Source organism: Pseudomonas sp. EMN2 (assembly GCF_009650555.1).
Classification (GTDB): Bacteria; Pseudomonadota; Gammaproteobacteria; order Pseudomonadales; family Pseudomonadaceae; genus Aquipseudomonas; species Aquipseudomonas sichuanensis.
In genome coordinates this window covers 64919-83968 of record NZ_VZZR01000018.1, presented here as the reverse complement: position 1 = coordinate 83968, position 19050 = coordinate 64919, and the positions used below count along the sequence as shown (strand labels likewise).

Below are 19050 nucleotides of genomic sequence, written 5' to 3'. Positions count from 1 at the left end.
GCAGCTAGTCTTTGTTGAAACCCTTCAAGGAGCGTTTCGCATGGATTTCATTCGCATCATCATCGCCATCATCCTGCCGCCACTGGGAGTCTTCCTCCAGGTGGGCTTCGGTGGGGCGTTCTGGCTGAACATCCTGCTGACCTTGCTGGGGTACATTCCGGGCATCGTGCATGCGGTGTACATCATCGCCAAGCGTTGAGGCCTGGGTGGCCTCATCGCCGGCAAGCTCCACTCATCTACCGGTTCAACACCCGGCAATAGAACTTCCACTCCTCCTCCAGCGCATGCGCCAGGTTCGCCGCCTGGCGAAAGCCATGTCGCTCGCCGGGATAGAAATGCCCCTCGGCCTCTATGCCGTTGGCCGTGAGGGCGTCGAGCATGCTGCGGGTCTGATCCGGTACCACCACCGCGTCCAGCTCGCCCTGGAAGAACACCACCGGCACCTTGATCCGCCCGGCGTGTAGCAGAGGCGTGCGCTGGCGATAACGTTCGGCATCGCGCAGCGGGTCGCCGATCAGCCAGTCGAGGTAATCGCCCTCGAACTTGTGGGTCGCACGGCCAAGTGCCTCAGGGTCGCTGACGCCATAAAGGCTGGCACCGGCACGGAAGACCTCGTGGAACGCCAAGGCGCACAAGGTGGTATAGCCCCCGGCGCTGCCGCCCCTGATAAAGGCCTGGCTCGGGTCGATCAGGCCACGCGAAGCGAGGTGGGCGACGGCGGCGCAGGCATCCTCCACGTCGCTCTCGCCCCAGCGCAGATGCAAGGCCTGGCGGTAGGCACGACCATAGCCGCTGCTGCCGCGGTAGTTGAGGTCGGCGACGGCGAAACCGCGCTGGGTCCAGTACTGGATGCGCGGGTCGAGCACCGGGTAGCAGGCCGAGGTCGGGCCGCCGTGGATGAACACCAGCAGCGGCGACGCTGTGCCACCGGCCATGGCGGGGTAGAAGAAACCGTGGGCCACGCCATCACCGCTGGCGTAGCGCATCGGCTGCGGGGTGCTGATATGCGCGGCGGGCAGTACTTCAGCGCCGCCAGCCAGCACCTGGACGTCATGGTTGCTGCGGTCGATGGCGATCACGGCCGGCGGGCTGATCGGCGACGCGGCGATGGCGTAGATATGCCCGGCATCCATGGCCAGGCTGCGAAAGCGCGTATAGGTGCTGGCGTATCGCGTCATCTCGCCCGTATGGCTGTGTAGCCCGAGCTGGCCGAAGCCATCCTCGAACCAGCTGGCCAGGTAGCTTTGCGGGCCAAGCGCCAGCCAGGTGCAGGGCCCCAGTTGCCAAGGGGCCGCTGCGTGGTCGGCGCTTGCCGAGGGCAGGCGTTGCCAGTGCCCATCGACCTCGCCCCAGGGTTGCCAGTAACCGTCGAGGTCAGACAGGCAGTACAAGCGGCCCTGGGCATCGAAGCGCGGTTGTTGCAGGGACTCTGCACCACCGACAATGCAGTGTGGCGCTCCCCACGCACCGCTTGCATCGCGCTCGCGACACATCAGGCGGGTGAGGGTCCAGGGTTGCTGCGGGCGGTCCCATTCAATCCAGGCCAGGCGGCAGCCATCGGTACTCATGGCCGGCGTGGCATAGAAGTCGGCCCCTTCGGCGAGCACATCGCGCCGGCCTTCGGCAAGGGCAACCAAGCGGTGCTCGACATCGGTGCCATGACGCTCCTCGACCGCCAGCATTTCACCCTTGTGCCATAGCAGGTCGCCGTAACGGCAATCGGTGTACTGGGTCAGCCTGTGAGGTGGCGTGCCGTCGAGCGCCTGGAGATAGACCTGTTGATCATTCTCGTTGACGAACGCCAGGCCATCATCGGCGAGGCAGAAGCTGCCGCCACCATATTCGTACACCCGGCTGCGCACACTGAAACCATCGGGGGTGAGGCAGCGGGCCTGCTGGTCGCGCCAGTGCCAGATACGGCAAGCGCCGTCGGCAGGGCGGAATTCGTTCCAGAACAACCCCTGCTCACCGGCCTTGAGCTCGGCGAAATCGGTACCGGCGGCCACCGCCTGTGCGGCGCTGAACTCAGCCGCGGGCGATGACATGGGAGTTGCGCTCATTGCGGAAAGTCAGCTCTTCGATGGCAAGGGTGGCATGTTCGGCCTCCTCGCGGGCCTTGAGGATGATGCCGTGGTCCGGCGACTTGCCGCACACCGGGTCGGCCTTGCTGGCATCGCCGGTGAGCATGAACGCCTGGCAGCGGCAGCCGCCGAAGTCCTTTTCCTTCTCGTCGCACGAACGGCAGGGTTCGGGCATCCACTCATAACCGCGGAAGCGATTGAAACCGAACGAGTCGTACCAGATGTGGTGCAGGTCATGCTCGCGCACATTGGGGAACTGCACCGGCAACTGGCGTGCGCCGTGGCACGGCAGGGCGGTACCGTCGGGGGTGATGGTCAGGAACAGGCTGCCCCAGCCGTTCATGCAGGCTTTGGGGCGCTCTTCGTAGTAGTCCGGGGTGACGAAGATCAGCTTGCAGGGGTGATCTTCGGCCTTGAGCTTGGCGCGGTATTCGTTGGTGACGCGCTCGGCTCGCTCGAGCTGCTCACGGGTTGGCAACAGGCCCAGGCGGTTGAGCTGCGCCCAGCCGTAGAACTGGCAGGTGGCGAGTTCGACGAAGTCGGCCTCCAGGGCGATGCACAGCTCGATGATGCGGTCGATCTTGTCGATGTTGTGCCGGTGCGTGACGAAGTTGAGCACCATCGGGTAGCCGTGGGCCTTCACTGCCCGGGCCATCGCCAGCTTCTGCGCGAACGCCTTCTTCGAGCCGGCCAGCAGGTTGTTCACCTGCTCGTCGCTGGCCTGGAAGCTGATCTGGATATGGTCCAGCCCGGCCTGCTTGAAGGCGGCGATCTTCTGCTCGGTGAGGCCGATGCCGGAGGTGATCAGGTTGGTGTAGTAACCCAGGCGCCGGGCTTCACCGATCAGTTCGGCGAGGTCCTGGCGCACCAGCGGCTCGCCGCCGGAAAAACCGATCTGCGCAGCGCCCATCTCGCGGGCTTCGGCCATCACCTTGAACCACTGCTCGGTGGTCAGTTCCTTGCCCTGCTCGGCGAAGTCCAGCGGATTGGAGCAGTACGGGCACTGCAACGGGCAGCGGTAGGTGAGCTCGGCCAGCAGCCACAAAGGCAGGCCGACCGGCACCTCAGGCGAGGGTGATCCAGTGTTCGGCACGGGCCACCTCCATGAATTGCTCGATATCGTCGGCGACTTCGGGCACACCGGGGAACTGCTGTTCAAGCTCGCTGATGATCGCCGCAACGCTGCGCTGGCCATCGATCAGCCCGCCGATCAGGCCGGCGCTGTCGTTGAGCTTGATCATGCCTTCGGGGTACAGCAGCACATGGCCCTTCTGCGCCGGTTCGTACTGGAAACGGTAGCCGGGGCGCCAGGCGGGCACCCGTTCACGATTGAAACTCATAGGGCGATCCCCTTGTGCCAGACCCGTTCAGCCGTGACGCTGTGATAGGGCGGGCGGTTCAGTTCATAGGCCATGCTCATGGCGTCGAGCATGCTCCAGAGGATATCCAGCTTGAACTGCAGGATCTCAAGCATGCGCTCCTGCCCGGCACGGGTGGTGTAGTGCTGCAGGGTAATCGCCAGGCCGTGTTCCACATCGCGGCGGGCCTGGCCCAGGCGGGTGCGGAAGTACTCGTAGCCGGCCGGGTCGATCCACGGATAGTGCTGCGGCCAGCTGTCCAGCCGCGACTGGTGGATCTGCGGGGCGAACAGTTCGGTCAGCGAGCTGCTGGCGGCCTCCTGCCAGCTGGCGCGGCGGGCGAAATTGACGTAGGCGTCGACGGCAAAGCGTACGCCGGGCAGTACCAGCTCCTGGCTGCGCAACTGGTCCGGGTCCAGGCCCACGGCCTGGCCCAGGCGCAGCCAGGCCTCGATGCCGCCGTCCTCGCCTGGGGCGCCGTCATGGTCGAGCAGGCGCTGGATCCACTCGCGGCGCACTTCGCGGTCCGGGCAGTTGGCCAGAATCGCCGCATCCTTCATCGGGATGTTGACCTGGTAATAGAAGCGGTTGGCCACCCAGCCCTGGATCTGCTCGCGGCTGGCGCGGCCCTGGTACATCGCCACGTGATACGGGTGATGGATGTGGTAATAGGCGCCCTTGGCGCGCAGGGCCTGCTCGAATTCGGCAGGGGACATCGGTGTTGCGTCATTCATTCAGCGCACTCCCTTGGAATGAACCATCGGCCCCTGTGGGAGCGGGTTTACCCGCGAATGCTTCGGTGCATTCACTGCCGCATTCGCGGGTGAACCCGCTCCCACAGGCTTGTGCAATACCTTCACAATTCGATGCTCATGCCATCGAAGGCCACTTCCACACCCCGACGCTGCACCTCGGCCCTTTCTGGCGAGTCTTCGTCGAGGATCGGGTTGGTGTTGTTGATGTGGATAAGCACCTTGCGCTGGCGTGGGAAGCCGTCCAGCACTTCGAGCATGCCGCCCGGGCCGTTCTGCGCCAGGTGGCCCATCTCGCGGCCGGTGCGGGTGCCGACACCGCGACGCTGCATTTCATCATCCTCCCACAGGGTGCCGTCGACCAGCAGGCAGTCGGCGCCGTGCATCATCTGCAGCAGCTTGTCGTCGACCTGGCCCAGACCCGGCGCATAGAACAGTTTGCCGCCGGTGCGGGTGTCTTCCACCAGCAGGCCCAGGTTGTCGCCCGGGTGCGGGTCGAAACGGTGCGGCGAGTAGGGCGGTGCGGCGCTGCGCAGGGGGAAGGGGGTGAAGCGCAGGTTGGGGCAGGCGTCGATCACGAAGCTGCCTTCGAGCTCGATGCGGTTCCAGATGAGGCCACCGTTCCAGTGGCTGAGCATGGTGAACAGCGGGAAGCCGGTGGTCAGGTCCTGGTGGACCATGTCGGTGCACCACACCTTGTGCGGGCAGCCTTCGCGCAGGCTGAGCAGGCCGGTGGTGTGGTCGATCTGGCTGTCGAGCAGAACGATCGCGTCGATGCCGGTATCGCGCAGGGCGCGGGCCGGCTGCATGGGCGCGAAGGCCTGCAACTGGGCGCGGATGTCGGGCGAGGCGTTGCACAGGATCCAGTGCTCGCCGTCGTCGGACAGCGCGATGGAAGACTGGGTGCGCGCAGTGGCGCGCAATGTGCCGTCGCGGTAACCCTTGCAGTTGGCGCAGTTGCAGTTCCACTGCGGGAACCCGCCACCGGCGGCAGAGCCGAGAATCTGGATGTACATGGCCACTCTCTATCCGAAAAACCGTGTCCGAAAACAAAAACGCCCCGGCGGGCCGAGGCGTTGAACCGCAGAGCTGCTTAGCGGCTGGCGAAGTACATGGTGACTTCGAAGCCGATACGCAGGTCGGTGTAAGCGGGTTTGGTCCACATGGGATGTCTCCTTCCGGATGGGGTTGAGTTGAACAGCTGATGATTGGGTACCGCCTGAAACAGGCAGTTCCATTAGCCGGGGTTGCGCTATCTTACAAGAATTATATGTACCGAAAGGTTAATTCTTCGAAAAGCGCCGTTACATTCCGGGTAACAATCCAGCTGCACCTACTGCCAGCGAGCGTCCGGTGCTGCGGCATTACCCAGGCAGAGCCAGCCGTGGCGGGCACTGATCAGCAGCTGCAACAAATCGTCCAGAAAGTCCTGCTCGGTATTGAGAATAGACCAGCTTGTGTAGGAAAGGTCTGGGTTGTGCTGTGCGATGTGCGCCTGCCAAGCCCACTCAGCCACCTCGGCGTTGCCCATGCTGGCTTCGTCGAACTGCTCGGCGAGTTGCCGGCGGCTCTGGGTATCCAGGCTGATGCCTTGGTGCAGGAGGCCCAGCAGGTGGCCGAGGATCTGCTCATGGCTGGCGTGGGGTGATTGCACGCCAAACAGCAGCCCGCCGACGCCCTCGACCTGACGGAAGGTACTGAATACGGCGTACCCCAGTTGCAACTCCACCCGCAGGCGCTGGTACACCGGGCCTTGCAGCAGGTGTGCGAGCAGGCGGCCGGCCGGCTGCAGCTCAGCCGGCAACGGGCAGAACAGCAGCAGTGCCGGCTCGCTGCCCGACGTGGGTACCTGCCGCCACTGCCGGCCAGTGATCGCCACCTTCGCCCGGGGTGCGCCGGGTTGGCCCATGACCCCCTGCAATGCAGCCCCCAGGGCGTTGTGCTGCGTTGCCGCGAAGCCCACTGCCAGGCCCTGCCAGTGGGCCTGTTGCCACAGCGAGTCGAGCAAGGGCTGGGTGAGGATGCAGGATGGCTGCGGTTGTTCCTCACCGGCCATCAGCGCATCCGGCAATGCCTTGAGCAGGGCGCGTATCGGGATCAGTTCCGGTTCCACGGCAGCAGGGGCAGTCCAGTGCTCGGCGGCGGGTCTGTGCATGATTGCGAGGGTTTCTTCGATACCTCTGATCACCGCTGTCGGCTGACCGGCGGCCTGCAGTTGCCAGTACTCACCGCTGGCACTGAAGCGCAACTGTAGGGCAACACGCTCGGCGCGCTCCTGCAGCGGTTGCAAGGCGCGTTCGATGATTGCCTGGAAGCGAACGCGCAGCGGCGATGGGATGTGCCAACGCAAGTAGAGGCTGGCGAACTGGCGGGTGGGCGGCAGGTTGTTGTCGAGGGTCAGGGCCGTGGGCAGTGGTGCGCTGTGGGCAGGCATCGTGCTGTCCAGCAGCGGCTCTGCGGGTGGCAACTGCCAGCGGCCGCTGTTTGCGTGGGGCAAGCTGTCCAGCAACCTGGCGAAGGCCGCAAGGCCTTGCTCATCGAGCTTCTCGAAGGGCTGGCCACTGCTGTCGCGGCGCGCAAGTTCGAGCGCGCTGCAGCTTTGCTTGCGGCAATGCTGCAACTGGGCGTAGGCATCGTTCAACTGTTCGGCCGGCTGCCTGCGGATGAAGCCCAGCCAGCCGTGCAGCAGCGACTGTGCCCTGTGCAGTGAGGCTGCGGCGGGCAGCTGCAGCTGGATATGCCAAAGCATCTGCCCGGCGTGGGCATACAGCAATTGCGTGGTGCAGCCCTGCAGCCAGCCGCGTTGGCGCAGTTCGGCCAACCAGCCGCCTGGTCGGCTGTCGTTGAGCAGGGTCAGCAGCAGGTCCAGTGCCTGTTCTGCCGCCGCGGGCAGGCCTTCATGGGCGAACAGCAGGTCATGGCGCGAGCCGCTGGCTGCGGGGGGACGCAGCTGCCCGTCGAGTAGGTTCACAGGGGGATCCCGCTGCTCACGCACACCTGCCGGGAACAGCGCACCGAACTGTTTGCCCAGTTGCTCCAGCTCGTCCAGCGGCTGCGGCCCGGCCAGGCTCAGGGTCACCTGCCCGCCTTGGTAGAAACGCCGATGGAAAGCGTTCAGTGCCTGCTGGAAGCCGCGAGCGTGCAGCGTCAGGCTGTGCCGGTTGCCCGCATGGAACCCACTGAGCGGATGGTGCGCCGACACCGACTGCAGCAGGTTGAACTGGCGCTGGGCTTCGGGGTTGCGCGACCAGGCGATGAACTCGGCGTGGATGACCTCGCGTTCGCGACGCTGGCGTTCCAGGCCGAGGTCCGGTTCGACGAGCATCTGGCACAGGCGCTCCAAGCCACCGGCCATTGCCATGGGCGGTACCTCGAAGAAGTAATCGGTGGTGCGCTCACGGGTGCTGGCGTTCACCTGGCCGCCCAGGCCCTGCACGTAGCGCATCAGGCCGTCTTGCAACGGGAAGCGGGCAGTGCCGAGGAAGAACAGGTGTTCGAGGAAATGGGCCAGGCCCGGCCATTTGGCAGGTGCGTCATGGCTGCCGGCGTGTACTCGCAAGGCTGCAGCGGCGCGCTTGAGGCGCGGGGCGTGGCGCAGGGTCAGGTGCAGGCCGTTGGGCAGGGTCAGGTGACGGGTAGTGTCGGGCATGGCGTCATGCTAGCGCGCCAAGGCGGTGTTGTCTGTGCTGGCCCATTCGCCGCCTAGCAGGCTCCCATAGGATTGCACATAACTTACTGATTTAGCGGGACCTGTAGGAGCGGCTTCAGCCGCGAACACCGGCAAAGCCGGTGCCATCCACTGCGTCGTCTGCTTCGCGGCTAAAGCCGCTCCCACAAGGTGCGCGCTGGGTCCCCTGTCAGTGCAAGTCGCGGCGCAGATCGGCCAGGTACGGAAACGCCTCTCGCCCTTTCACCACTCGCTCGTGCTCCAGTTCCGCCAGCCACAAGCCCTCGTCATGCCCGGCCATTGCCAGCAGGCTGCCGTCCGGCCCGACGATGCTGCTCTGCCCGCAATACTGGATCTCGCCTTCGCTGCCACAGTAGTTGGCGTACACCAGGTAGCACTGGTTCTCCTGCGCCCGCGAGCGCACGGTCACCTGGCAGACGAAGTCATACGGCGCCATGTTCGCCGTCGGCACCAGGATCAGCTCGGCGCCGGCCAGTGCCAGGCGCCGGGCGTTCTCCGGGAACTCGATGTCGTAGCAGATCAGCAAGCCGACCTTCCAGCCGTCAAGCTCGACCACCGGGAAGTGATTGGCGCCCGGGCTGAACATCGAACGGTCAAGCTCGCCGAACAGGTGGGTCTTGCGGTAGTTGCACAGGCTGCGGCCATGGGCGTCGATCAACTGGACGCTGTTGTAGATCGCGCCGTCGTCGGCCCGTTCGGGGTAGCCGTAGACGATGGCGATACGGTGAGCCTGGGCGATTTCCACCACGCTCATCGCCGAAGGGCCATCGTCGGCCTCGGCCAGGCGTTCCACCTGGTCCAGGCCGATGTTGTAGCCACTCAGGAACATTTCCGGGCACACCAGCAGTTGGGCGCCTTGTTGGGCGGCCAGCTGGGCCTGGTGCTGAAGGCGTTCGAGGTTGCCGGGCACGTCCAGGGGGCCGGGCGTGCCCTGGAACAGGGCGATGCGCATCACGCTACTCCTTCGCTCAGTCGGCCAGGGCGATGGGGCCGATTTCATGGAACACATCGCCTGGGCCTGGGTTGTCCGGGTGGGTCTGGCCACCGAAGTGGTTCATGATACCCCACACCGCGTTCAGCGAAGTCTGCACCGCGCCTTCCACCCAGGCCGGGGTCCACGACACGTCGTCACCGGCGATGAAGATGCCGCGCTGCTCGGCGGGCATGTCCTGCTGCATGAAGTGCGCGTACATGCGCTGGTTGTAGCGATAGTGGCCCGGCAGCGCGCCCTTGAAGGCGCCGAGGAAGTGCGGGTCGGCTTCCCAGGAAATGGTGATCGGGTCGCCGATGATGTGCCCGGCGATGTCGGTCTTGGGGTAGATTTTCTTCAGTGCATCGAGGGCCAGCTGCACGCGCTTTTCGGTCGGGTGCGGCAGCATCTTCAAGGCATCGCTCATCCAGGCGTAGGACAGGCAGATCACCCCTGGCTTGTCGTCACCGTTGTCGAACAGGTAGGTGCCGCGGGTCAGGCGATCGGTCAGGGTCATGCTCATCAGGTCGCGGCCGGTTTCCGGGTCTTTGTCTTTCCAGAACGGCCGGTCGACCATCACGAAGGTCTTCGACGACTGCATATAGCGGGTGCGGTCCAGGGCCATCCACATCTTTTGCGAGAACAGTGCCTCCTCGCAGTCGATCTGGGTGGTCAGCAGCCAGCTCTGGCAGGTGGTGAGCACCGCCGCATAGTGGCGTACGTCGCCATAGTTGTCGGTAACGGCCAGCAGGCCATCGGAGGCCCGAGCGATGCGCTTGACCCCGGTGCGCGGTGCGCCGCCGTGCAGCGAGCTCAAGCTGGTGCCGGCCGGCCAATGGGCGCAACGTTCCGGCACATGGCGCCAGATCCCCTGCGGTACCTGCTCGACACCGCCGACCACCAGGTGCTGATGATCGTCGCAGTTGGTCATGACCACCCGGAAGATTTCCAGCATCGAGTTGGGGAAGTCGGAATCCCAGCCGCCGGTACCGAAGCCCACCTGGCCAAACACTTCGCGGTGCTGGAAGCTCAGCTTGGCGAACGAGCGCGAGGTGGCGACGAAGTCATAGAAGGTGCGGTCATCCCAGAGCGGCACCAGCTTGTTCCACAGGTCTTTCAGGCGTGGCACATCGCGGTCGCGGATGGCCTGCTGGATATCGCTGAATTGCGCGCCGCTCTCCAGGGCGTCGGCCCAGGCATCGGCCACTTCGTGGAACAGCTGCGGCAGGTCGGCCTTGCTTTCGGCGTAGTAGGTCTGGCCTTCGAGGTCGATCACTGTGCTGCCCGAGGCCGGGGTGAGCGGGTTGGGGAAGGGTTTGGTTTCCAGGCCCAGCTTGTCGACGTAGTGATAGAACGCCGTGGACGACACCGGGAAGCGCATGCCGCCCAGCTCGGCGACGATGCCATCGGTGCCATTGAAGGCTTGCGAACGCAGGCGCCCGCCCAGCTTCGACGCTTCGTACACCACCGGTTTGAGGCCCAGCTTCATCAGTTCGTAGGCCGCCACCAGCCCGGCAATGCCACCCCCGACAATCGCCACTTCCTCGCCATGCCGCGCTGCGGGGATGCTGCCCAGGCCGGCCGGGTGTTCCAGCCAGTCATCGAAGCCGAAGGGGAAGTCCGGGCCGAAGATGGTGACGGGTTTCTTGCCGTCGGCGGGGTGGCGGTTGTTCTTGTTCATGTAATGACCTTGCCAGAGAGGCTGCGCAGGGGGCGGAGCCTGAGTATAGAGAATGACTGGTGGCCATTTTATGAAGCGCGGTGTTCGTAAATAAGATGCAGAGTGGCGTCGTTATGTCGTTTGTTTCGTCGTTATGATGCTATTGCATCTCATATCGACGAATCAGCGCAAGGAGGCCAGGTGCTCGACTGTCTCGGGGTACTTCTGCACCAGGCGGATCAAGGCGATGGCCTGGGCGTTGGGTTGAGAACGGCCTTGTTCCCAGTTCTCCAAGGTTCGTGCGTTGGTGCGCAGGTAGGCGGCGAACACTGCGCGCGACATGTTCAGGCGCTGGCGCAGTTCGATCAGCTCGTTGGGTACCAGCGGTGCCAGTTGTTCGAATTCGACCTTGTGCGAGCGCAGGGTGAGCTTGCCGGCCCGTTCGCCGGCGAGGGCGTCGAAGCCTTCGGTGAGTTCAGTGAAGATGTTGCGTGGCATTGGCGGCCCTCATCAAATATCTGTACGTATTTTGCGTATAGTTTGTGATTTGGTCGTCAAATCGTCAATAGGGTGGACTGCTGCCAGCCCAAATGGAGAGGGGAGAAGAGGGAGGGGAGAGAATTGCTGAATATGTCGCAGATAAAGGGCTGTAGCCTTGGGTGCCCCCGTCTGTTCGGCATCTGCGGCGATGGGCTGTCCATCATTCCTACAGACCATCTAAAGATAGGGAATTATCCTACTCGTCTTGTCGCTCTGGTCTGGCTGCACGGGTAATTCTTCACGGCTAATTTCTTGCGGTCGCCGCACATTCGGTGACTGGGCGTGAGAAACCCATCCTTCAACTTGAGCGCCGAGGCATGCTTTATGGCAGCCGTGCGCGGGCAGGCTATTGCCTGGCCGGATTCCAAGTTGGCCGGTTTCTCACCCCGCGTATGGCTGCCACCTTGTTCCTGTGAGAAGGAACAGTGGGCAGCTTTTCCTAGCCCAACTTGGAAACTGCGCCATGAAGAAAATCGTCCCCGACCCACCCCTGAAACTGAATCCCACCACCGAGCGCCCGTTCTGCACCTGCCAGTCCAGTCACCCGCCCATCTTCACCGTCCGCCCCGGCGTCGATGCCGCCGACGCGCTTGTGCACACCAGCATGTTGGCGTCCGCGATCCAGGAAATCGCCGACGACTACGCCCTGCATCACGCGCCCGAGGCGAATCGGGCGATGATCTGGTCGATCGTGCATTCGGCTGAAACCATCCGGGCACTGACGGATGGCCTGCTTGACGCGATGGAGGCCTGATGGCCGACCGTGGGGCAGTCAGCCCGGTTGCCCCCGGTCTACCTTGCTGCTGAGAATGATCGACGTGGTGGTCTTCTCGACCCCGTCGAGGCTACCGATCTGGTCGAGCAGTTGGTCCAGCTGTTCCGGCGAATCGCTGTGCAGCCAGGCCACATAGTCGAACTCGCCACTTACGGCACACAGCTGCTGCACCTGGCCCATGGCCGACAGCCGCCGCACCACCTCCTTGCCCGCACGCGGCTGCACCTTGATCCCCACATAGGCTTGCAGCCCGCCGCCGATCAGGCGTTGGCCAAGCCGGACGCCATAGCCGGTGATTACCTTGCTCTTCTCCAGCCGTGCCAGGCGCGAATTCACCGTGGTGCGGGCGATACCGAGCTGCCGGGCCAGGGTGGCGACGCTTTCGCGGGCATTGATCTGCAACAGGGCGATCAGCTGGCGGTCGATTTCGTCGAGGGCGATGGGGCGTGAGTCAGGCATGGCTAATCTCTGCAGTGGACGCGCTAGCCTAGCCAGCCGCCACGCTGCAGGGCAAGCGCTGGCTTTTGTGGTGCAAGCCGCTAATATTGCGGCCTCATGCCGCCCGGCAAGGATCGGGGGGCCACCATTGCAGGCGGAGTTGCAGATGAGTCTCAGGGACTGGTACTGGAAGCGCTGGATACGTCGCCAGGGGGGCAAAGTCGGCCTGGGGGTGTCGAAGTTCGGCAAGCGCGCCGTACTCGACCTTGAGCAGGAGGTCCGCCTCGGCGATGTCATACTCGACTGCCGCGAACTGTCGATCGGCGCCCACACCTACATCCGCAGCGATTGCCTTCTGCAACTGGTCGAATCGATCGGACGCTTCTGTTCGATCGGCAGCGGTGCCGTGATCGGCCAGGAAAAGAACACCCATCCGGTCGATTGGCTCAGTACCCACCCGTTCCAGTACACCGGCACCACCCTTGAATACACCGCGCGCGTGGACATGGCCAGTATTGGTCACGATGTGTGGATCGGGCACAGCGCGATGGTGATGGAAGGGGTCAAGGTCGGTACCGGGGCGATCATCGCCACCCGTGCCGTGGTCACCCGTGACGTGCCGCCCTATGCCGTGGTGGCAGGTGTGCCTGCCCGGGTGGTTCGTTACCGCTATCCGCCAGACATGATCGAGCGTCTGCTCGCCAGCCGTTGGTGGGAGCGTGACGTGCAGGCGTTGCAGCGTTTGCCGCTCAATGACCCGGCGGCCTGCCTGGCGGCAATTGAGCCACTTCCCCCGGCACGCTATGGGCGGATTCGCCTAAGCCGAAAGGGTGGCGAGGTGCTGGCCGGCCCGCAGTGAACGGACGGGCCGCAGAAACGAAAAAGCCGCGCATCAGCGCGGCTTTTGTATTTCTGGTGGGCCCACACGGACTCGAACCGTGGACCAAAGGATTATGAGTTGTGGCCTAACACCACAACACTAGGTAAATCTAAGCAAATCCAGGGAAATATACAACTGCTACAACTAATTGATTTTCATAGATTTATCAAATTTAGGTAAATCATGAGGCACTTGGCACTGTACCTCTGTTGTACCTTTTTCTACCTCATCCGCGTTAACGCAGTGTGTACCACGGGATGGATGAACTTCCCCCAGGGTGGCCTCTTGCAGGGCAAACGTCGATGCCACGGATGGTGAAGTGCGGAATGGAGGAGCTGCCCTCTGGATGCCCTCTCGCTGGGCAGATGTCACTGCCTCGGATCTGGTAGTGGGGTATGGAGGAGGTGCCATCAGGATGGCCACGAGCTGGGCAGATATCGGTTCCTCGAATTGAGAAATGGGGTATTGATGAGCTTCCTTCCGGATGCCCGCGTGCTGGGCGCAGTTCTGTAGCCATTGCTGATCTCCTTCTCATGGGTTTTGAAAAAGACTAGCTGTAGAGCTCCGTATCGCTAGTGATACGGAGCCTATCCTATGTCTACTTATGTTGCTCTTGAGGATTGCCGGCAAGGGCTCGAGTGTAATCCAGGTCGTTAACCTTCACCGGATCGGCCTTGAGCCAGTAATTCTCAGAATTACAGTTGGTGCACATCAATTTTGTTCCATCTTCGTTCAGGGCGTACTTCGTTGATGAGTCTCTGGAGAGAAGCACCAGTTCATTGCCATCCACTTCGAAATTACGATCCGTCGAGATTAGTTTGTTCGCAGTGCTGTAAGTGAATGCCCAGTGTTTCACGCCTTTCTCAGGGCTTATCGACATAATGAATAGAGAGTCATCTTTATAGTGACGTTTAGCTACCCAGTCACCACTGAACTTAACCAGCTTTGCAGCTTCAGCCCTACGTTTCTCCTCTTCTCTTTCTGCCGCTTGGCGCTTCTCTTCTTGCGCTTTCAGCATCGAGTCTACGTCGTATGGCTCAGAATTGAGTAGTGCCCAGTCGATCGGCAGCCGGATCGAGCGTTCGCTGCAGTTTAGACAGTTCAGTCCGCGCTCATCTTCAGCACGTTTGAACGTCAGATGTACATTCTCTTTAGACGAGTCCAACAGAAGCTTCTCATTCTTATAAGATACTGCGAAATCGGTCAAGCCGCTGATTTCTGCTGTGGACTTATTTACAATGAAAAATTTGGCATTGTCACCAGTAATATTCAGCACTAGATGTTTGCCGTAAGGGCCATCCGTTCCGTAAGCGCCGCTAAAATCTTCTCCCCCGCATCCTGCCAGACTTCCAACGGCTACGAGTGCGGCTGCAAATTTCATTATGTGGTTCACAGACTAAGTCCTTTCATTGAGAGCTAAACGAATTAGAGTCTGGCCTGCAGGCGTGGCCAGATTGGTAACCCTAATTCCGCACCACGTGTGGCAGAAGCCGACCAGCACGCAGGGCGAGGCAGCTCTTGTAGAGCTTGCGCTGGCATTTTGACATCAAAAAACTGACTAGTGCTAGCCGGTAGAACGAATAGGGATCGGGAGGAAAAGCAGAGGACTGAAGCGAAAAGAGGAGCCTCAGGCTCCTCATTCTTTACTCCCTATGGGGTGGGGAGAGCGGGGCTCTGAGGCCCCTTGCTAAAGGGAGGAGATCGTCTGTATTCAGATCGAACCGCCTCTCAGTACCTGCCACACGCAGCGACTACGCTGGATTTACCCCTCCGCCTCGTACGCTGGACCGGCCAAGCGAATAGAATCATAACGGCTACTTCTCAGGTTTCCAACCCAAATTGTGCAGCCAACTGCCGGCGTTGAATTTCCTGGTCGGTATGCAGGTCTTCTCCCCAGCAGGATTCAGTCAGATGCTGGCGCGCCTCGTCGAGGGTCTCTCCCAGGATGGCCAAAAGGGCAGCCCTAGCGATTTCGTCGGTGCTGAGGAGGGCGATCGCACGCAGTTGGTAACGTTCGGGATCTGTCATTTAGGTATTCTCCGAGAGACGTTCCAGGCGTCTCGCTTCTTGCTGTAGGAATGTCAGCTCCGCTATCTCCGGATCGTTTGTCAGTGGGGGGTAGTGACGTTCGCCGAATAGCCTCTTCTTCGTGTAGGCCTTCATGTGTCCAGCCCAGTCCTCTCTATTTACGGGGGGAAGTCCCAAAGAATCCCTTTTCACTGCAACGTAGTAGCGGAGTTCCTTCAGGGCAAAACGGATTTCGTAATGATTAGGGAGTGAGAAAAATCCAGACAGTCCATAGAACCGCTCTAGTCGGTCTAGGTAGCTCTCCTTTTTGATCCAGCAGTACCAGACGCAAACGCTACCTAGTTTGATGCGAGGATCTGACTTGTAGGTGCCATTTGGCTCTGCTCCTGGTGGGCTACAAGCACAGAGTGCTGCAGCTAAGCAGGTTGCTGATGCTAACTGAATAGCTTTCCTCATAATTATTTCTTTTCCTTCTTGCTCATGTCTTTATCAAAGAGATCGAAACTCCAATCGGTAGGCCGATCATCACGCATATAAATAACTTTGCTGCCTCACGTTGCCCGATAAGCCAGCAAAACAATGCGAGATATGCTGTATGTACCCAAGACATTGCCGCCCAGAACAAAACTGGTGGATATGGTAGAGGAATGTATGAGTTTGCCATGTTGATCAAAACAATTGTCGGAATGACCAAGCAAAGCCAAGCGGCTACTATCAAGAGCCGAATATTCATCCTAGGCCCTCCCCAGGTAGTCAACTGTTGGAGCAGGTAGTGAACTCATGCGTCGTTCCAGCTCGCGCTCATGCAACCGCTGAACTTCAATTCCGATTCCTAGGCGCGAATTCACCTCGCCTAGCAGCAACTCAAGTTCCAAGTCGTCCAGCTCCGGAGCTGAAGGGCGAACGCCGGATAGACCTTGGCAGAAATACAGGGAGTAGCCGATTAACTGCGGGCGGAGGTATCTAGGGTCATCGTCCAGGGTCCAGTAGCGATGGCTGAGTCTCAACATGGCATCAAGTAGCCAACGCAAATCTCGCGGCGGGCTGTCTGCCAAGTCATGCTGTTGCTCTAGGAAATCGCTGTAAGTGGTACTCATGGTCAGGCTCCATTGGTTGGGAAGCCTGACCATCCCCCTGTTTGCGGTGTGCCAGAAGCTATCAGTCGTCATTTTTTTTCGGACGTCTTTTCTGGCTACGTGGAGTTCTCCCGGTGCTGAAACGACCCTCGTTTGCTGCCACTCCTGGAACCAAAGGGGGGATGGACGAACGTGCAGAAGTGTTGCCTGTTGAGGACCACCCACCGCCGGAACTGACCTCCTGCGCGGTTCGTACTTTCTGTTGTGTCCCCTGGTCAGCCACGGAGCCTCCTCCGCCGTCGCCTCCTCCCGAAGGGCCGCCAGGGTGCTTATTGTCGCTCTCCATTGCTGCGGACCAGCCTCGGGAAATGACGCGCATCGCGATCCCTGCCACTACGGAGGCCGCTTCGGGAATCGTTGTTGCTGCATTCTGGGCGGCAGCGCCCAGAGGCCCGACGACAACGCCTGTGATCTTCATCGCCATGAAGGCGCTCACAGGAAGGATTAGCGCGAATACCAGCAGCAGAGATCCTCGTACTAGATCTTGATCTGCACTGGCCCCTTGCCAACCGGCAACAGCAGCAGCCTGAGTTACAGCCACGCTGCCTATAGAGATCGACGCGGCGACTGTTACCAACTGGGCCATGATCACAAGTAAGACAGGGAACACCAGGAGGGACAGCCAATTGGTTAGGCTGGTAATGCCTCGGATGAGGGCCATCATCAGATAGATCGGCATGGTGGTGAGCACAAGCCATAGGAGGGCTGCACAGCCGGCAACATAAAGAGGTAAGAGCGTGTACAAATCAATGTAACTGGACAGCGATTTGATTAACTGCAGACCGGTTACTGAGCCGGAGACTAAGTCCGACCACAAACTACTTTCTGCTTTTCCATCATTGAGGGATCGGTTTATGGTCCGTTGCAGGGCTCGAGCAGCCCCTACCACACCGCTATTTGTATTTGCTGATTGACCATCGGAAGCTTTGCTTCCAGTCTCGACGAGGGCGTTATACGCCTGCTCGGCACCAAGTTGTGCGACTTGGTATGCCTCATAGCAGTTGCTTGGCGAGAATCCTTGAGCGGTTGCTTTCCCCTCGGATTCTTTCCATGCCTGAGCCCGTTTTTCCATTGCTGATGCTAACGCACCAGGTGCATCGCCAATTGAGAGGTAGTCGGGGGTGGTCCCTTCTTCGCCACGATACGCCCCGAGCCAATACCCTTTTGTTGGCAACTTATATGGCGATTGACTTACGAAAGGGTCATTTTTCTCCTTGAGAGCTGCAATGCCGGCAGCTCGGCGTCTCTGGATCGTGTTCAGATCGAGAACGTCTAACCATTGATAGGGTGTAAATCGGATGTGCCAGGCTTTGGATAGCTGTGCCATCAGTCCGATGTCGGAGTCTGGCATCCCCAGCCCACCACCACCCATGAGGCCAACAGCGTGATATGCCTCAATAGGCACAGCGTCCTGGGCCTTTTTGAACATTTCCGGTGACGGGTTGCACTGCGCATTGTAGTCCCGGATGAGTCTCGCCAGATCAGTATTCGCGAACTGCGATGCGGTCCGCTCAACAGCCGAGTCAGTGACACTTTGCGCCGGCAGAAACTGCCCCGCGTCGCTAAATCGTTCGTCCAGGGCGCGCTGCATGGCAGTGCTGAAAATTTTTTGTATGGAGAATGCCAGCGTTGCGCCGTGGGTGGTTAGGTTGACTGAGTCGACAACTGTTCCTGAGGGTAGTGTCAGCTTCTGAGGCTGCAGCCCCCAGCCAACGGCTAACAGCACTAGAGCACCAGACAGAACGCCTTGTCGCATTGTGTTCTGACCGAGCACTCCAATCAGCACCATGATGAGCATGATTGCGGCGCCACTGACAAACAGAGAGCCAGTGGCATGACCTATGGCGATCATCAGCGGGCTAGTGGCAACGATTAGCTGTTCTACGACGCCGCTGAATGTGGAGAAGATCCAGTCGAAATTTCGGAGTGACTCAGCGTCCATCATAGGGCCCTCCACTGCTCGGGTAGCAGCCAGCAGATCAGCGCCACGCCGAGCACGAAGGGGGCTACGACGCCTACAGTGCCCCAGGCCTCATATCCGAGCAGGGCTCCGGGCGCGAGTCCAAATGTGATCAGGTGTGCGATGCGCGTGCGGTTACGCCGCGAGAGCAGGCGGTCGGCGTGGATGCCAGGCTTGGTGCTAACACGATAAAGGCCCAGAGCGATCAGGGGCACCAGGATCAGTATTTGGAAATTGTCCATTGAGAATTCCTGCGAGGTTTGCGCGACCAGCAAAACGCAGGTGTTAGACGGATTCCAGCCAAAATAGGGGGCTGAATTTCGCCTATGGTAGGAGGGGGAGAGCTTGTAAGATTCTGACTTGGTGCACGGGCTCACACGTTGCGAGAGCCCGTGCTGAACGGATCAAACGAGCACCCTACCTACTAAAATGTCGATCAGATCAGGATCGAGGGGGCCCATGATAGGTACGGGAGTGGTGTCGAGCATCACCAACCAATATGGCGCCCGCTCGACGTTTACCTGATGATGCTCCTGCCAGGATTTCTGGGTTTCCTGCATGCCTATCTGGTTCACCAACCAGGCATCATTCAGATCGACCTCACCGTGCTCGTCCGCGATGGCGCAGAGCTTACTTGCCTCCGAAAGGAGGCGACCTGCATCGGGTTGGTTGATCCCATATTGTGTGGCGATTTTCTCAACCTGAGTTTCATTCATTGGATGCTCCTATTGGCCAGTTGGTACCTCATGCCTAAAGAGCACGCTGGGGGATTGGACTCCAGTCA

At 60.9% G+C, this 19050-nt stretch carries 20 protein-coding genes; 3 read left to right on the top strand and 17 right to left on the bottom strand.

The genetic code is table 11. The features are described 5' to 3' along the window. Positions 1-40 precede the first annotated feature (40 nt). On the top strand, positions 41-199 hold the full coding sequence (locus F6X61_RS07265; RefSeq protein ID WP_009681539.1) for a YqaE/Pmp3 family membrane protein: 159 nt from the start codon (positions 41-43) through the stop codon (positions 197-199). Between the two features lie 37 nt (positions 200-236). Here the strand turns inward: F6X61_RS07265 and F6X61_RS07260 are convergent, their stop codons facing one another. The 10 genes from F6X61_RS07260 to F6X61_RS07215 form a co-directional block, all read right to left on the bottom strand. Further along, the gene (locus F6X61_RS07260) at positions 237-2060 is read right to left on the bottom strand and encodes a S9 family peptidase (RefSeq protein WP_153786013.1); all 1824 of its coding nucleotides are present in this window, start codon (positions 2058-2060) and stop codon (positions 237-239) included. After that, positions 2026-3174, bottom strand: a complete 1149-nt coding sequence (gene pqqE, locus F6X61_RS07255) for a pyrroloquinoline quinone biosynthesis protein PqqE (protein ID WP_153786012.1) — start codon at positions 3172-3174, stop codon at positions 2026-2028. The genes F6X61_RS07260 and pqqE overlap by 35 nt, the downstream gene beginning before the upstream one ends. After that, positions 3146-3421, bottom strand: coding sequence for a pyrroloquinoline quinone biosynthesis peptide chaperone PqqD (gene pqqD / locus F6X61_RS07250; RefSeq protein ID WP_153786011.1), 276 nt, complete (start codon positions 3419-3421; stop codon positions 3146-3148). Before pqqD ends, pqqE begins: the two co-directional genes overlap by 29 nt. Then, a complete protein-coding gene (gene pqqC, locus F6X61_RS07245) occupies positions 3418-4173 on the bottom strand; it encodes a pyrroloquinoline-quinone synthase PqqC (protein ID WP_153786010.1) in 756 nt (251 codons plus the stop codon). Before pqqC ends, pqqD begins: the two co-directional genes overlap by 4 nt. Before the next feature lie 122 nt (positions 4174-4295). Next, entirely contained in the window at positions 4296-5207 is a 912-nt protein-coding gene (pqqB, locus tag F6X61_RS07240) for a pyrroloquinoline quinone biosynthesis protein PqqB (RefSeq protein ID WP_153786009.1), read from the bottom strand. 77 nt (positions 5208-5284) lie between these two features. Beyond that, a complete protein-coding gene (gene pqqA / locus F6X61_RS07235) occupies positions 5285-5356 on the bottom strand; it encodes a pyrroloquinoline quinone precursor peptide PqqA (RefSeq protein ID WP_008365141.1) in 72 nt (23 codons plus the stop codon). Between the two features lie 168 nt (positions 5357-5524). Next, positions 5525-7840, bottom strand: a complete 2316-nt coding sequence (gene pqqF, locus F6X61_RS07230; RefSeq protein ID WP_153786008.1) for a pyrroloquinoline quinone biosynthesis protein PqqF — start codon at positions 7838-7840, stop codon at positions 5525-5527. Positions 7841-8048: 208 nt separating this feature from the next. Beyond that, positions 8049-8831 carry a carbon-nitrogen hydrolase family protein gene (locus F6X61_RS07225; RefSeq protein ID WP_153786007.1) on the bottom strand — a complete coding sequence of 261 codons (783 nt, stop codon included), beginning with the start codon at positions 8829-8831 and terminating at the stop codon, positions 8049-8051. Positions 8832-8847: 16 nt separating this feature from the next. Beyond that, complete coding sequence (locus F6X61_RS07220) at positions 8848-10530, bottom strand: NAD(P)/FAD-dependent oxidoreductase (RefSeq protein ID WP_153786006.1); 1683 nt, start codon at positions 10528-10530, stop codon at positions 8848-8850. A gap of 162 nt (positions 10531-10692) precedes the next feature. Continuing rightward, complete coding sequence (locus tag F6X61_RS07215) at positions 10693-11007, bottom strand: DNA-binding transcriptional regulator (protein ID WP_153786005.1); 315 nt, start codon at positions 11005-11007, stop codon at positions 10693-10695. A gap of 505 nt (positions 11008-11512) precedes the next feature. On the opposite strand from F6X61_RS07215, the gene F6X61_RS07210 reads away from it, so the two are divergent. Beyond that, entirely contained in the window at positions 11513-11803 is a 291-nt protein-coding gene (locus F6X61_RS07210) for a DUF3077 domain-containing protein (protein ID WP_153786004.1), read from the top strand. An 18-nt stretch (positions 11804-11821) separates the two neighbouring features. Here F6X61_RS07210 and F6X61_RS07205 read toward each other — a convergent pair whose 3' ends face one another. Further along, a complete protein-coding gene (locus F6X61_RS07205) occupies positions 11822-12283 on the bottom strand; it encodes an Lrp/AsnC family transcriptional regulator (protein ID WP_110994299.1) in 462 nt (153 codons plus the stop codon). 145 nt (positions 12284-12428) lie between these two features. Here F6X61_RS07205 and F6X61_RS07200 point away from each other — a divergent pair, with 145 nt between their 5' ends. Next, positions 12429-13121, top strand: coding sequence for a CatB-related O-acetyltransferase (locus tag F6X61_RS07200; protein ID WP_153786003.1), 693 nt, complete (start codon positions 12429-12431; stop codon positions 13119-13121). A 619-nt stretch (positions 13122-13740) separates the two neighbouring features. Here the strand turns inward: F6X61_RS07200 and F6X61_RS07195 are convergent. The 6 genes from F6X61_RS07195 to F6X61_RS07170 form a co-directional block, all read right to left on the bottom strand. After that, a complete protein-coding gene (locus F6X61_RS07195; protein WP_153786002.1) occupies positions 13741-14523 on the bottom strand; it encodes a hypothetical protein in 783 nt (260 codons plus the stop codon). Between the two features lie 440 nt (positions 14524-14963). Then, positions 14964-15170, bottom strand: a complete 207-nt coding sequence (locus F6X61_RS07190; RefSeq protein ID WP_125857202.1) for a hypothetical protein — start codon at positions 15168-15170, stop codon at positions 14964-14966. A 734-nt stretch (positions 15171-15904) separates the two neighbouring features. Continuing rightward, positions 15905-16267 carry a hypothetical protein gene (locus tag F6X61_RS07185; protein ID WP_114763375.1) on the bottom strand — a complete coding sequence of 121 codons (363 nt, stop codon included), beginning with the start codon at positions 16265-16267 and terminating at the stop codon, positions 15905-15907. Positions 16268-16328: 61 nt separating this feature from the next. After that, positions 16329-18251 (bottom strand): hypothetical protein, encoded by a 1923-nt coding sequence (locus tag F6X61_RS07180; protein ID WP_153786001.1) that lies wholly within the window; start codon positions 18249-18251, stop codon positions 16329-16331. Next, positions 18248-18508, bottom strand: a complete 261-nt coding sequence (locus F6X61_RS07175; RefSeq protein ID WP_153786000.1) for a hypothetical protein — start codon at positions 18506-18508, stop codon at positions 18248-18250. Before F6X61_RS07175 ends, F6X61_RS07180 begins: the two co-directional genes overlap by 4 nt. Before the next feature lie 162 nt (positions 18509-18670). Beyond that, on the bottom strand, positions 18671-18982 hold the full coding sequence (locus F6X61_RS07170; protein ID WP_114763376.1) for a hypothetical protein: 312 nt from the start codon (positions 18980-18982) through the stop codon (positions 18671-18673). Between the last annotated feature and the right edge of the window lie 68 nt (positions 18983-19050).